Source organism: Maridesulfovibrio sp. FT414, from assembly GCF_050916235.1.
Classification (GTDB): domain Bacteria; phylum Desulfobacterota; class Desulfovibrionia; order Desulfovibrionales; family Desulfovibrionaceae; genus Maridesulfovibrio.
Genome location: NZ_CP104854.1, coordinates 1,839,814 through 1,854,378, shown reverse-complemented (window position 1 = coordinate 1,854,378; position 14,565 = coordinate 1,839,814). Strand labels below are relative to the sequence as shown.

The following is a 14,565-nucleotide window of genomic DNA, read 5'->3' as shown; positions in this document are numbered from 1 at the left end:
AATATGTATTTCATACACGCCATAGCCGAAGCCAAAATAAAGGAAGCCGAGCGCAACGGGGAATTCGATGACCTGCCATGCAAGGGCAGGCCGATTGAATACGAGGATGATTCCATGATTCCCCAGGAGCTGCGCATGGCCTATAAGGCTCTCAAGAACGCCGGTTATCTCCCCCCTGAGATGCAGCTCCGCAAGGATATACATACCGCCCTTGACCTGCTGGAACATCTGGAGGACGAGAAGGAACGTTACGTTCAGATGCAGAAGGTCAACATGCTTTTCGAGCGGATCAGGTCAATGCGGGGCAGGAAGATTTCCATTGACGCCGAGGACGAATATTATAAAAGCATCGTCGAGCGCATAACTTTACACAGCAAGAAGTCCAAGGAAAAAATTTAATGATTTCTAGATATTTAAAGGCCGGGGTCTGCGGCCTGTCGCTACTGGCTCTCTCTGCATGGCTGCCGGGTCATGGATACTGTTCCAGCCTGGAGAGGGTTGGCGAAGCCTACATCGGGGTTCCGCCCCAACTGGACAAAGGGACCACAAAAGCCCTGAAGGGCTATGTCGCGAAGCTGCTTTCCACAAAGTATGTAAGTGCTGCCAAGCTTTACGATGCACCTCCTGAAGGACTGGAGGACAAGCTGTTCATTTCAGTGACCAGAGAGCAGGCCGTGCCAATTCTCGCCGGGGGAGTTTCCTCTTTTGCCGGTGATGCTGAAGGGCTTGCCGCCGCTCTCTATGACGGTACTGTGCGCATCTGGAGCGAGGTGGGGTGTGCAAAGGTTCGTCTCCCCGGTGGCGGTGGGGCGCAGAGTCTGGGATACGGCCCAGGCAGTCCCACGCTGGCTGCGACCTCCGCCGACGGTAACAGTCTGTATGTTTTCGACTTGCAGCAATGCGCCCGGGTGCCGGGAGATATACCGGTACAGCACGGCCCGGTCAGGATGATGTCCGTGTCGCGAACCGGTGACTGGCTCGGTCTGATAGACAGCTTCAACACACTCCGCTGCGGACCTGCCACCGGTCCGCTGTCCGAAATTTCCGTGCTTGAGGGGACCCCCCTCCTGCTTGGCTATACCCCGGCCCAGGGAGTTCTGATCGCCGTTGAAGCTTCAGGAAATATTATTAAAACCGGTATGAAGAACATGGCCCGTATGGATTCGGACTATGTGCCCGGGGGGCCGTTCAGGTCAGCAAGAATCGCCGGTTATGTGGTCTGCCTGAACACTGACGACGGCAGGGAGGTGTACTGGGATCTGCGCAGGCGCGCGGTGGTCAGGAAATCCGAGGCCCTTGCCGAGCAGCCCTCCTGGATTTACGAGCAGGACGGCTCGCTGGTTTATTCCACAGGCGTAGACCGTTGGAAGATAACCGAGCATCTGGGAATGCCCATGTTTATTGTTTCCCATTCCGCAAAGGAAAAGTTGCTCAGAGTTCGTGACCTCGACGGTGAAACCCGGTACTATAGCACTTTGGACGGCAAAGAGTTCACCGGTGCCAAGGCTGAGGATTGGAAACTCATCTCGCCGCGAAAAGGACTTTATCAGGCCGGGAAGGCTTCCTTCCGGCTTTATGATCCAGTATTTAAAAAGGGAACGCTGCTGCTTTACTGTCGCCATATAGAGGGGAAAGGTTTTTACCTCTGGTGGGAGCAGGAACCGGGAGCAGGGAAGATCAATCACCACCCGATGGAACTGCCGGTGCGCGAAAGCATGCTCGCAGACCGGCCTGCCCTGTGGGTGCCGCTGGTTGAAGGTGAGATAAGACAATAAAGGGACCTAAGCCAGATTCAGGAGGTTTGAAGTGCCTAAAAAAGTTGTGCTCAAGAAACAAGAGATAAACACGGATATTCCGGTTCTCGGCAAAGCCAAGATTCCTTCCCCGCTCAAGCGGTGTATTTTTATAGAGGATCAGGAGCGTACTCTGGTTAACCTTGCGGAGGAAGAAATGGATTCCTCCGTGGACAGCTCCGTGTATCAGGAGTTCGAAAAGGCCGGGCCACGGGCCTTTACCTATTTCGACCCCTCCAAGACCAAGTGTGCTATCGTGACCTGCGGCGGGCTTTGTCCCGGCCTCAATGACGTTATCCGTTCCATTGTGCTTGAAGCCCATTACCTCTACAAGGTTCCTTCCGTGCTCGGTATCAAGTTCGGCCTGCAGGGTTTCATTCCCAAGTACGGGCATGACGTGATTGAGCTTACCGCGGATAAAGTGGCCAATATCCACCAGTTCGGCGGAACAATCCTCGGCTCGTCACGTGGACCGCAGGATGCCGAAGAGATTGTGGATGCCCTTGAGCGCATGAATATTTCCGTGCTGTTCATGATCGGTGGTGACGGAACCATGCGTGCGGCCAAGAACATCGTGGCCGAGATCGAAAAGCGCAAGATCAAGATTTCCATCATCGGGGTCCCCAAGACCATCGACAACGATATAAACTTTGTCACCAAGTCCTTCGGCTTCGACACTGCTGTGGACAAGGCCACTGAGGCTATCCAGTGCGCACACGTGGAATCACTCGGTGTGGTCAACGGAGTCGGTCTGGTCAAGCTGATGGGCCGCGAGTCCGGTTTTATCGCCGCTCAGTCCACGTTGGCCCTGAAGGACGTCAACTTTGTGCTTGTTCCGGAACATCCGTTTGAATTCGACGGTGAGTTCGGCCTGTTGCGGTCCCTTGAAAAACGTCTGGATGAGCGCCAGCATGCTGTCATTGTCTGTGCAGAAGGTGCCGGGCAGGAGCAGTGTGAATACACCGGCGAGAAGGATGCTTCCGGCAACCCGGTTCTGTGCGATGTCTGCACCCTGATTATCCGCCGGATCAAGGAACATTTCAAGGATGTCGGGAAGGAGATAACTCTCAAGTTCATCGACCCCAGTTACATTATCCGTTCGGTTCCGGCCAATGCCAACGATTGCGTATACTGCGGATTCCTTGGACAGCATGCCGTTCATGCGGCCATGGCCGGAAAGACCGGTATGGTGGTAAGCCGCCTGCAGGCCCGTTATGTGCATCTGCCGCTTGATCTGGTAACCACCAAGCGCAAGAAGCTGAACATCAAGTCCGATTACTGGCGAGCCGTGCTCGAATCCACCGGTCAGGGACACCTGCGCAACGACATGGAAATGGATATCTGCGAACTGTAATCCATTCTTACATTCTCGAAATTAAAAACCCCGGTTCAGTCAAACTGAACCGGGGATCTTGTTTTCCATTATAAGTTGCCTCAAGGCATTAATGACATTCTGTCATCCAAAGCGGCGAAGCACGTTAGAAAAGTTTGGGATCCTTAAACCCTTTTCAAAGGGTTTAAGCCCCCGGAGGGCCGCCGGAGGCACTTGTCTGCTTAAGCGTTTTTAGCCTGAGCTATAACGTACTCAATGGCTTCCTCCATGCTGGTCACTTCTCCGGCGATCTGGGCCTTGAGCAGGGACTCACGGATGATACCGACACCGGGACCGGGGTTGAGGCCGGTATGCTGCATGATCTCGTTACCGTTGAGAAACGGATCAAGAGCTTCTTCGGGTATGTCGGCGCGTTCGAGCATCTTGAGGTTGTGGTTGAATTCCTTGTAGGTGGTGCTGCGGGCCTTGATGTCGGCACGAACCATTTCGATAAGACGCGGATATTCGTCAATTGCCTTGAATTTGCGGATACCCTTATCGGTAAGCATGAAATGGAAACGCATGTGATGGCGTACCAGATCGCAGATCAGATCCACGTCTTCCTGCGGGAAGTTCAGGCGGGTCAGGATCTTTCTGGTAACCTTGGAGCCTACACGGTGATGCTGCAGGAACTGCCATTCGCCGTTTACTTCTTCAGCGGTGTAGAGCTTGCCTACATCGTGGAACATGCAGGCTACCACGCCGAACCAGTCGTAGGGCAGTTCTTCGGGGTAAAGGCGCATGACGTCGAGGGTATGGGTGAAAACGTCCTCAAGTTCGCCGGTTTTGCTGTTCTTCACCTGAGTCAGGCGGGACAGCGCTGCGATTTCGGGGATGAGACCGTGCAGAAGCATGGTTTCAAAGAGCAGGGAGACGAAAACGTACATGTTCTCGGCTTCAACCTTGCGCCACTCATCCATGATTTCGGGAACGGGAACATAGTCCAGTATACGCTTGGAAGAACGGATAATGGCTATTTTGGTATTTGTTTCAATGGGCAGGTTGTAGTTTGCTGCAAAACGCAGGGCCCTGATGCCCATGAGGTAATCTTTTTTGAGGGTCTGGTCGGGAATGCCCAGCAAACGGACTTCGCCGCTGCTCAGCTCGGCAAAACCTTCATACGGGTCTTTGGCTTTGGGGATGTAGGGGCAGGCCGCAGACAGGGGAATCTCGTGCTGTTTTTCCAGAGCCTTGAGCAGGCGCGGGGTCATACGGGACACGCACTCTTCCGGGTGGGAGGAGTTGCTGGTCTCGGAAGTGTAGAAAAGGAAGGTGTTTCCTCCTTCATTCAATACAGCAGCGATTTCAGACCGCTCGGAAGGCTGGATGCTGGGAAACAGCTTGGACAGCCCCTTGAAATCAAGTTCGGTGGAAATATCCAGTTCAATTTCCTGACCCTTATCATCAATGGTCAGCTTTTGAAGTCTTTCGTTAATAATATAAGCATCATAGCCGTTACGCATGATGGTCTTGCAGATTCCCACCGCGTCCTTGAAAGGTTCGCTCATAATTTCTCCTTATCAGAAATAAACAGCCTGTCACCTCAGCAACAGAGATCGATCAATTATATAAAATTATTAATCTTTTGCCTTGATTGGCGGCCTTTTAAACCACCTTTTCAAGAGGTCATACTATTTTTTTCCCGCTAAGGAAATGGCTTATAACCCGCCCTTTCAGGGTTTGACCCATGAAAGGAGTGTTTTTGCCTTTGGAATGCATGCTTTCAGCGGTCAGAATCCACTCTTCATTCGGGTCGAAGAGGAAAAAATCAGCAGGGTCGCCCGGAATAAATCTGTTGAGCGGCAACTTGAAGGTTTTGCAGGGGGCGGTGGTCCACATGCGGATGAAGTCGTCAAAGGTCAGCTTTCCGGAAGCTACCAGCGACCATGTCAGCGGCAGGGCGGTGTCCAGACCGGAGATGCCGCAGGGGGCGACCATGAATTCAACTTCCTTTTCGTGGGCCGCGTGGGGAGCGTGGTCGGTAGCGAACATATCGATGGTGCCGTCCTTGATACCTGCCAGCAGTGCTTCCACATCGTCGGTGGTACGCAGGGGCGGGTTGACCTTGGTGTCGGTCCCGTAGCCGCGCACGGCGTCTTCAGTGAGCAGCAGGTAGTGCGGGCAGGTTTCGGCAGTCACTTTCACGCCGCGCTTCTTGGCCCATGCGATCAGATCAACTGACTTGCGGCAGGATATGTGGGCCAGATGGACATGCATATCCAGATATTCTGCAAAGAGCAGGTCGCGGGCCACCTGTGCCGCTTCGGCAACATCGGGCTGTCCGGCAAGACCCAGCAGGGAGGATACCTCGCCTTCGTTAACCCCGGCTGCCGGTTCAAGGTATGGATCTTCACAATGATCAATGACCGGTCTGCCGGTGTCGGAAGCGTATTCCATGGCCCGGCGGAAAAGTTCGCTGCTTTTTACCGGGACACCGTCGTTTGAGAAAGCCATGCAGCCGGCCTCGGCCAGTTCATGCATGGGGGCAAGTTCCTTGCCTTCGAGCTTTTTGGTCAGCGCACCAATGGGAAAAAGTCTGGGGCCGCCTGCGGGATAGGCTTGCTTTGCCTTGGCGAGCATTTCATCGGTGACAACGGAGTTGTCGTTGACCGGGGCAGTATTGGCCATGCACATGATGTTTGAAAACCCGCCGTGTACGGCCGCTTTGAGGCCGGAGGCAATACTTTCCTTGTATTCGAAGCCGGGTTCGCGCAGATGGGTGTGTACGTCGGTCAGGCTGGGCATGAGCAGCAGGCCGCGGGCGGCGATGACTTCTGCGCCTTCGTACATGGTATCGGAAGAGGGAACTACTTCGAGAATTTTACCGTCGGCAACGAGAAGGTCGACTTCTTCGCCTTTCCAGACCGCCTTGCGGACTACGAGTTCGGGATGGGACATGGTCGGGCCTCCTTATTTCTTCTTGCTGGTAAGGTAGAGGTAGAGAAGGGCCATGCGGGTGGCAACACCGCTTGAAACCTGATCAAGCACAAGGCTGGCCGCTGAGTCGGCAATCTCGGAATTGATCTCGACCCCACGGTTCATGGGACCGGGGTGCATGACCTTTACGTCCGGAGAGGCCAGTTCAAGCTGTCTGTAGCCGAGGCCGAAATACTTGGAATACTCGCGGATGTCAGGCAGCAGTCCGGCCTGCTGGCGTTCGAGCTGCAGGCGCAGGCACATGATAGCGTCCACCCCTTTGCTGGCTTCGTTGACGTCTGTGTAGACTGTCACAGGCCAGTTCTTGAGGTAGGGAGGGAGCAGGGTGCGCGGGCCGCAGAGGCGGACTTTTGCGCCCATCATGGTCAGCAGGATGACGTTGGAACGGGCCACACGGCTGTGGGCGATGTCACCGAGAATGAGCACGGTCTTTCCTTCAAGGGAACCCCATTCCTGATAGAGGGTGAAGCCGTCAAGCAGGGCCTGGGTCGGGTGGGCGTGGCGGCCGTCACCGGCATTTATGATGCTGCAGTCAAGGCGTTCGGCAAGGAACTGCGCTGCACCGCTGGCCCAGTGACGGATGACTATTCCGTCAGGGGCCATGGCCTGCAGGGTCAGGGCTGTGTCCTTGAGCGTTTCGCCCTTGGTCAGGCTGCTGGAGCTTTTTGCCAGCGAAAAGGTGTCGCAGGAGAGCCTTTTTCCGGCCATGTCGAAGGACGTTTTGGTTCTGGTGCTCGGTTCGGCAAAAAAAAGGACCACGCTATGGCCTTTGAGGGTGGGAACCTTTTTTACCGGTCGGGAGTTGATTTCCTGAAAATAGGTGGCGGTTTCAAATACATGCCACACTTCTTCTTTGCTGAGCTGAGTGATGTCCAGCAGGTCTTTATGCTGCCATTCCATAGAAACCTCTTTGAGCCGTACCTGCGGCAGGCTGAATAAAAGTTATGCGAACAGAAGGTCTTCCAGATGGGCTGGAACGATGGCGAAAACCGCCCGTTTGCCCTTTTCCAGAGAACCATATGATTCAGCTATGTTGAGTGCCCTGGCGCCGTTGGTTGTAACCAGTGCAAGCGCGTCCTGGGCGGACAATGAAATATTTATGTTTTTGAGCAGGAATTCCAGTTCGTTCCACATGTTCAGGTCATGGTTGGAAGCGATGCTGTCCGTGCCCAGACAGGTCTTTATACCAGAGTTCAGGATTTTTTCCCATGGCGCACGTCCCTCGCCGATGTATTCGTTGGATCGCGGGCAGAGGCACACGTTAGTCTCCCTTGCAGCAAGGGTTTCAATATCCCTGTCGGTTACCCTGACGCAGTGCACTGCAAGGGTGGATCTGTCCAGCAGTCCGAGGGAGTCGGCGTATTCTACCGGGCTTTGCCCCTTTCTGCCGCAGTCGGCTAGCATGCCTGCCCCCTTGAGCATCTCGGCGAATACTCCTGTTCCTCTGGCTACGATTTCGTCTTCCTCCTCGTTTTCGGCAAGGTGGATCGGAAAGGTCAGCCCGGCGTCGTTATCCGCCTTTTTGACCGCCTTAAGCAGTTCCGGGGCCGTTGAGTACAGGGCGTGCCCGGAACCGGCGGCGTGGCCGTGTCTGAACTCCCTGCTGGGGAAGAATTTTGCCCCATCTTTCGGGGGCTGCAATCCTATGGCCTCGCAGCAGGCGTAAAAGCCCATGGACAGTTCATCCATAATTCCTGCGATAGCTGCACAGTTGCGGGTGGAGATGTCCACGCAGAATGCCGTGCCGGTCTGCTTCATACCCAGCAGGGCTTCGCGCACAGCCTGCTCATTCAGGTCGTAAAGCGGGTTGCCCAGCAGGGACTTCACCCAGCCGGTAAAGCCCTGTCCCTGAACGGTCCTGCCCTGGAGGTGGGACAGTTCAAGGTGCACATGGGCGTTGATCAGCCCCGGCGTTATGGTCACGTCACCGAGGTCTTCGACCTCACCGGTAAAGCCGTTTTTGATATTATCCCAGCTTCCGGTTTCAAGGATGCGTTCACCGTCATGGAGCAGGGCAAAGTCGTGGATAAGACTTTCCCCGCGTGTCATTGTTACAGCTCGCGCTGCTCTGATACATTTATTCATGGGCAAAAAAATGCCGGACTTGGAAAGTCCGGCCTGATAATTATTTTACGTCGGGATCTTCAAAGAAGACGTAGTTGGTGGAGTAGTCACTGAATTCGAAATAGACTTTTTTCTCTTCGGGGTCTGCCTTGCCGTTGAGGTTGGCATCAAGGACGCCGTAACCGAAACGGTAGGGGCGATGAACCTGTTCCTTGGTTCCCGCAGCAGTGGAGAGCTTGTCGATCTTGACGAAACGCTTGATGAGCTTGCCTCCGGAATAGATCTCCAGAACACCGTCAACACCGGTCCAGTTCTGGATGGTGCGGCCGATGCGGTTCTGGGTCTCCTGAGTGCAGGCGCTGATAACAGCAAGGGAAAAAAACAGAATGAATGCAATGTTCAGGCTGGTCTTTTTCATTAATTCCTCCGGTAAGGGGTTGCTGTCATCTGGTCAAACGGGCAGTTCATACATGTTTTTTTCAGGAAAGCAAAGCAGTGTCCCTATAATCATTCCGCCGCCGGAAGCCACAGATAATGAAATCCGGCCTTGGGCGGCAGCAGGTTTCCTGCGTCTATGTTGATGAGTGCCGGAGCAGATGCATGCGCACTTAACGAATTGTACATGGTGTCGTTAGGATACGACTTGCGCTTATAGCTGATAACCTTGGAGTTTTCAGGTATTCCTGCAAGCCTGCAGACTTCTTGCACCGCGTCCGGCAGGTAACCGGTTCCGTCGATCAGGCCGATCTTTTTTGCTCCTTCAGCACTGAAAACCTGTGCGGTGAAAACCGTTTTGAGATGGTCCTCGGAAATGGAACGGTTCTTTTTGACCAGTGCCTGAAAGCGGTCGGCATAGTCTTTGATGATGGCATCAATGATCTGCTTCTGTTCTTCCGTGTCAGGCTTGAACGGGAAGCCCATGTCCTTGTTCCGGCCGGATTTGGATACTTCAACCGATACTCCGATCTTGTCCATGAGCCCGTCGATTTTTGGCCGGATGAAGATGACCCCCACCGAACCGGTCAGCGTGGTGGGGTGTGCCATGATCCTGTCTGCCGGCAGGCTGATGTAATAGCCGCCCGAAGCAGCTACATCCATCATGGACACAACCACTTTTGCTCCGGTCTTTTCCTTGAAGCGTACAACCTCATTGTAGAGCACATCACTGGCGGTAACGCCCCCTCCGGGAGAGTTGACCTTGATGACCAGCCCTTTGATGTCATCATCCTTTTCCGCAAGTTTCAGGCGGGAGACAACTTCCTGCACCAGACTGGGGGCATAGCCGAAAAGGCCGCGTTTAGGTTCGTCGGAAATTGTTCCGTCCACGGAAATCAGCAGCACCTTGTTCGGGCCTTCGCCCTGCAGGGTCTGCTCAAGGAGCGGATCGGTCCCGTCCGGAAACAGGTTCATCTTGGCCTGACATCCGCAGAGCAGGGCGGTCACGAATAAAAATATGAGCAGGGTAATCTTTTTCATGGGTACTCCGTTTGTTTGCAGGAAAATAACAGAACGGGATGGGGAAGGCAAAGGCGGGCTCTGACTTGTCAGCCTGTTATTGCTCATGCATAGCCAGCTTGACACCGAAGGCGATGAAGACGCACCCCAGTGCCCGGTCCAGCCAGGTCTGCATTCTCTGGCTTTCGCGAAGTCTGCCGGTTATGCGGTCTCCGGCAAAAATCAGGGGCGGCTCCACAAGCGCGGCCATAACAATGATCAATGTTCCGTGCAGTGCCAACTGAGCCCAGACCGGCCCTGCTCCTTCCACCACAAACTGGGGCAGAAATGCCAGAAAGAAAGTTGCCACCTTGGGATTGAGCAGGTCCACAAGCACGCCCTGTCTGAAAATCGCTGCTGTGCTTTTGACTGAGGAGTCTCTGCGGATATCCAGATGACTGCCTTTGGAACGGAGAGCCTGTATGGCGAGCCAGAACAGATAGCCGACTCCGACCCATTTCACCACGGAAAAGGCAGTGGCGGATGCCGCAATAATGGCTGAGAGCCCCAGTGCGGCAAGTACAACGTGTCCGAAGGCTCCGGTCCAGATGCCGAGCATGGCGGCAAAACCGGCTTTGCGTCCTCCGGTAACCGTATGGCTGAGGATGAAGGCGAAATCTGGTCCGGGGGCAATGTTAAGAAGGAAAGCGGCCAGCAGAAATGTGGACCAGTGTGCAATGTCGTAATCAAACATAAGTGTTCCTCGCGTTGGGTGATAGTTGAATCAGCATCCCTTGCAGAGGGAATGCCGGGCATTAACATGATCTGTTTATTTGGCGCGGGAAACAGACGGGGCCGCAGTATGCGGCAGGTGATGGGTGATCTTAGGACGGTCCTGGATTTATGTACACCCCTGAAATTGCCTCAGGGAGCAGATAAAAGTGCACCGGCATTCTGTATGATCAGGATGCCGGTGCGAAAGATTTGTAACCGTATTCAGTTTGACCGTTTAGGACATGCGGGCAAGCTGACGGCGGTATTCGGGGGATATTTCGAGACGCTCGATGTGGCGCAGGTCCACGAGGGTGCTTCTCATCTTGGTACGGTTGGTCTGACGGATTGCGACCACGGTCCAGACGGGAAGCCAGAGACCGAGAGTTGCGATGGTCAGCACTGCATGCAGGCTGTGGTTTGCTTCACCGGTGCCGCGTGCTGCGCGGGTAGCTGCCCAGGCCTTGATGGTTCCGATTGCGTACATATTATATTCCTCCAGGGAAATTTGGTTAAATTGCGTTGTTCGTGAGTCCCAAGTATGTCCGACTGCGTTGCAAGTCAACAGTACAAGCTCTGTAGTAGAGAAATGTGCAGTAAATAAAATTCAGCGGGTATGTTTGGATAAAAAGTGCTTTATATCAGGTTATTATGAGGGCGGTGTCGCCGGTTCCTTACTGGGATGCTGGAATTTCAGGTCTGTTGATTTTGGAATCAATGCGTTGGTGAAAATTTTCTCATAGCTGTCTGTGTTGTCCATGTGTTTACATAATTGGAATATGTTTTTGCTAAATAACATACTTGTTTTATTTAATAAAAAATATAAGCATTAAAAAATATGCCAAAATTGTCAAGTTGTGGAGGCCCGATTGTACGGTTTGGAAAAACTTGTTTCGATAATCAATAACTGTATTGGAAGATGTAAAATGCATTATGATGATGCATTGCCAATGTGAAATCAGTGTAGTGTGGTTGATTACAACATTGGATTTGCTGAAACAACATTGTTAATGCAGGGGTAGTGTATCAACTTTGATTCGGCGAAGATTTGGATGCTGGTCCTGAATGAAAATTCGCCGTTTTTTTGAAAAACGCGCAATTTAGGGTGGTTTGAGTGGTGAGTTTCAGAATTATATTCATGAAAGTGGCCTGCTGTTGATTTGTCTTAAATTGAATTCGCCTGCAGGCGGTATCGCTGGGGATCAGTAGTCCGGAAATGGCTTGAGCTGTGGCATGACCGGCGATTTGAATAACATGTCGATGCCCGCAGGGGGCGGCAGGATCGTGATGCTGGGGTCGATCTTGAATCTTGTTGCCGGTGCTGCGCTAAGCTTCAGCGCTTTACGCCAGCCGTTTTCCTTTGTAGCCAGCCCGATGTTACGGCTGCCTATGGGATCGAAATTGAGTGCGGTAGCCTGAGCCGGATTATGAAGCAGGTCGAGTACGAGTCTATAGGAATAGTCGAGCACTGATTGCAGGTATTCGTGGTGATAAGCCGGGATGACCTTTCTGGAGAAGTTCAGGGAGCGGGTCACGGTCTTGTATTCCAGCAGCCCGATGGTCTGGTGAAAGACGCCTTTTTTCAGGAAGAAGCTGAGCTTGCGGGCATCCATATGCTTGCGCAGGGTCAGGTCCGCTTCCTGAGTGGCCTGCCGGAAAAGTCTTGTAGCCTGCTGCGCGGACCAGTTGGCCTGATCGTCAGCCAGCATTTCAATATAGACATGAGTCAGCCTTCCACCGGCCGGGGCCTGACGCATCAGGTTGGGAACATAATAGTTATGGGCCACTATGTCCGCTGCTAGGTGGGACAGATACCCGAGGGAGTATGCTTCAAGGTGCGGTTTGTCGGCTTCCGCAAGCAGTGCGAATCCGGTTTTCCAGTTGTGGCTGTGCTTACGCTTGGCCTTGCTGCCCTTGCCGATGAAGATATCCGCACTAAGACATCCGTAAAGGAATAAGGCTGAGTTTGAGAGCAGCAGTCGTGCAATGGCAGTCGGGAGCAGTTCGGTGTTGGCGAGTACAGCATTGCCTATGGCCATGTGCACACCGGGACCCCAGGCAAAGCTGGTGGCGGCAAAACCGAGAACCGCGATAACGGTGAAAAGCATGATAAACGTAATTTTTTTCATATATTATGGCCGATGCGGCGAGTCTGCTCTGAGTTGTTGAAATGTCGATCATGGGAAGATCATGAATGTCGGAGAAGCTGGACACTGCCTCTGTGTAATTCGACTCTCAAAGATTATAAAGCTCCTGAGGTGATTTGCAAGGAAAGCGGCCTTTAACCGGGGCACTGGTTCCTATCTGGGCTGCTTCCGGGCAGCCCAGATTCAGTCTGCTCCTGAAAGTTCACCGCGCTAACTCCGGGATATTTCTGTTGTATTATCAGAGCAGTGGGGCAACCAGCCGGGCTACGCCTTCGACAGTGTCGCGGACAAATCCCACCGGTTGAGTTCCTTCGCTGCTCTGGTTGATAAGGTTCTGCACCCAGTCATGCACTGCCGTTACATCCGGTTCGGAGTACGAGAACATGACGATTTCATAATTGAGGAACAGACTGCGCATATCCATGTTGGCGGAGCCTACAACTGCAATGCGGCTGTCTACGACTACAACTTTGGCGTGTACCATGTGCGGGTATTTGATGATCCTGCCCCCGCATGCTTCAAGGTCGCGCAGATGGGTTCCGCGGGCAAGGTCGGCCAGCAGGTGGTTAGATTTGGACGGAATCACTACCCTTACGTCGACCCCGCGCTGTGCCGCCAGACGCAGGGCCTGAGCCAGAGCCTCATCCGGCACATAATATGGGGTGACTATCCAGAGTCTTTTTTCCGCCGTGAAGGCTGCGGTAAGCAGTGCATCGTGAACCGGGTCGCGGGGTACGTCAGGCCCGGAGGGAACGACCTGCATGACCCCTTCACCGCCTCCGCTGACGGCAGATCCGCTTGTGCAGGGCGGGATAATGTTGACCTTCTCCCCGTACGCAAACTGCCAGTCCGACTGGAAGACTTCTATGTAGTGACGTACCGCCGGGCCGCGCAGCACAAAGGACAGGTCTGTCCAGCGGTCCTCGCACGGTCTGGGGCCAATGTATTCATTGGCGATGTTTGTGCCTCCGGCCAGCACAACGGTCTGGTCGGCGATTGCTATTTTGCGGTGGTTGCGCAGGTTGCTGTTGCCGTGGAAAGGAGCCCGGAACAGGGGCATGAAGTATGCCACCTTGCCTCCGTTGGCGATAAGCTTCTTCAGGAAACGGCGGGTGGTGAACATGGAGCCTATGTCATCAAGGAGCAGCCTGACGGTGACTCCGCTTGCTGCCTTGCGGGCCAGCCTTTCCACAATGTCCCTGCCCACTTCGTCGCGCGAAAGGATGAAGGTGGTGATCAGGATCTGGTGCTCGGCGTTTTCAATCAGGTCAACCAGTTCGTTGTAAATATCGATTCCTGAAGGGCAGAGCCTGACCCTGTTGCCGGAAGTTGCCCCGGGAATACCGTATTCGCGGAGCAGGGAGTCGATGGGGTCGGCCTGCTTCGCGGGTACCGTCTCCTGTACTTCCAGATGGATGTCCTGCTTGGTATGGGCATCGCGTTTGAGCTTGCGACCCCCGAAGATCAGGTACAGCGGAACACCTATATATGGAGCGAAGACAATGGCCATGAGCCATGCAAATGCTGCCGATGACGTACGCTGTTTGCGCAGGATGGACATGACCAGAACGGAGGCGAGGATGAAGCCCCCGACAACAGAAAGGTGGCCGATGAGGAGATTCAGTTCAGTGGTCATACACTCTTCTTTTGTTTGATTGGCTGATGGCGCGGCTATATTCACGTCTGCCGGCTGGCGAAACCATAGCAGGATTTGTCCCCGGCTGTAAGTAAAATAAAACAGGCTGATAGCAGATGTCCTGTTGCCGGAAGTACCCGGCAGGTTTCGTTTCGTCAGGACGATGTTTTGCAGGATCAGGAGGGGATTGTTTCGCGCGCGGGGTGCGGCGGCTTTTTAGCGTATTATAATCTCTCCTATTCATGAGCCTTTGTGTCTGATGTATTGTTCTTTACAGTAATCTGAGATATATTATTAAATGTAACCGTGGATTATTGTCGTTCCCGGCATGCTTATCTGTTGAATAGATGCAATTGCTTTTCAGGTTGATACGAATGCTGTTTTCATTCATCCCGCCCTTTGTGCAGGGTC

General features: G+C 53.6%; 13 protein-coding genes. 3 read left to right on the top strand and 10 right to left on the bottom strand.

The genetic code is table 11. The features are described 5' to 3' along the window. The first annotated feature begins 3 nt into the window (after positions 1-3). The 3 genes from N7E73_RS08240 to N7E73_RS08230 are packed head-to-tail and all read left to right on the top strand — an operon-like array spanning position 4 to position 3,147. On the top strand, positions 4-399 hold the full coding sequence (locus N7E73_RS08240; RefSeq protein ID WP_432738576.1) for a DnaJ family domain-containing protein: 396 nt from the start codon (positions 4-6) through the stop codon (positions 397-399). Then, complete coding sequence (locus N7E73_RS08235) at positions 399-1,775, top strand: WD40 repeat domain-containing protein (protein WP_432738575.1); 1,377 nt, start codon at positions 399-401, stop codon at positions 1,773-1,775. The genes N7E73_RS08240 and N7E73_RS08235 overlap by 1 nt, the downstream gene beginning before the upstream one ends. Positions 1,776-1,806: 31 nt before the next feature. After that, entirely contained in the window at positions 1,807-3,147 is a 1,341-nt protein-coding gene (locus N7E73_RS08230) for an ATP-dependent 6-phosphofructokinase (protein ID WP_432738574.1), read from the top strand. Positions 3,148-3,347: 200 nt separating this feature from the next. Here the strand turns inward: N7E73_RS08230 and N7E73_RS08225 are convergent, their stop codons facing one another. From N7E73_RS08225 to N7E73_RS08180, 10 genes are all read right to left on the bottom strand, one after another. Then, the gene (locus tag N7E73_RS08225) at positions 3,348-4,673 is read right to left on the bottom strand and encodes an HD domain-containing protein (protein ID WP_432738573.1); all 1,326 of its coding nucleotides are present in this window, start codon (positions 4,671-4,673) and stop codon (positions 3,348-3,350) included. Between the two features lie 118 nt (positions 4,674-4,791). Then, positions 4,792-6,063, bottom strand: a complete 1,272-nt coding sequence (locus tag N7E73_RS08220; protein WP_432738572.1) for a dihydroorotase — start codon at positions 6,061-6,063, stop codon at positions 4,792-4,794. A gap of 12 nt (positions 6,064-6,075) precedes the next feature. Then, the gene (locus N7E73_RS08215) at positions 6,076-7,002 is read right to left on the bottom strand and encodes an aspartate carbamoyltransferase catalytic subunit (protein ID WP_432738571.1); all 927 of its coding nucleotides are present in this window, start codon (positions 7,000-7,002) and stop codon (positions 6,076-6,078) included. 42 nt (positions 7,003-7,044) lie between these two features. Continuing rightward, positions 7,045-8,151, bottom strand: coding sequence for an amidohydrolase family protein (locus tag N7E73_RS08210; RefSeq protein WP_432738570.1), 1,107 nt, complete (start codon positions 8,149-8,151; stop codon positions 7,045-7,047). 76 nt (positions 8,152-8,227) lie between these two features. Further along, a complete protein-coding gene (locus tag N7E73_RS08205) occupies positions 8,228-8,584 on the bottom strand; it encodes a hypothetical protein (protein ID WP_432738569.1) in 357 nt (118 codons plus the stop codon). Positions 8,585-8,673: 89 nt separating this feature from the next. After that, positions 8,674-9,642 (bottom strand): signal peptide peptidase SppA, encoded by a 969-nt coding sequence (gene sppA, locus N7E73_RS08200; protein WP_432738568.1) that lies wholly within the window; start codon positions 9,640-9,642, stop codon positions 8,674-8,676. 76 nt (positions 9,643-9,718) lie between these two features. Beyond that, positions 9,719-10,354: a LysE family translocator gene (locus tag N7E73_RS08195; RefSeq protein WP_432738567.1), complete on the bottom strand. Its 636-nt coding sequence runs from the start codon at positions 10,352-10,354 to the stop codon at positions 9,719-9,721. Positions 10,355-10,609: 255 nt separating this feature from the next. Continuing rightward, complete coding sequence (locus N7E73_RS08190) at positions 10,610-10,858, bottom strand: hypothetical protein (protein ID WP_432738566.1); 249 nt, start codon at positions 10,856-10,858, stop codon at positions 10,610-10,612. A 715-nt stretch (positions 10,859-11,573) separates the two neighbouring features. After that, entirely contained in the window at positions 11,574-12,500 is a 927-nt protein-coding gene (locus N7E73_RS08185) for a zinc dependent phospholipase C family protein (RefSeq protein ID WP_432738565.1), read from the bottom strand. A gap of 256 nt (positions 12,501-12,756) precedes the next feature. Further along, on the bottom strand, positions 12,757-14,154 hold the full coding sequence (locus tag N7E73_RS08180) for a phospholipase D-like domain-containing protein (protein ID WP_432738564.1): 1,398 nt from the start codon (positions 14,152-14,154) through the stop codon (positions 12,757-12,759). Positions 14,155-14,565: the final 411 nt, after the last annotated feature.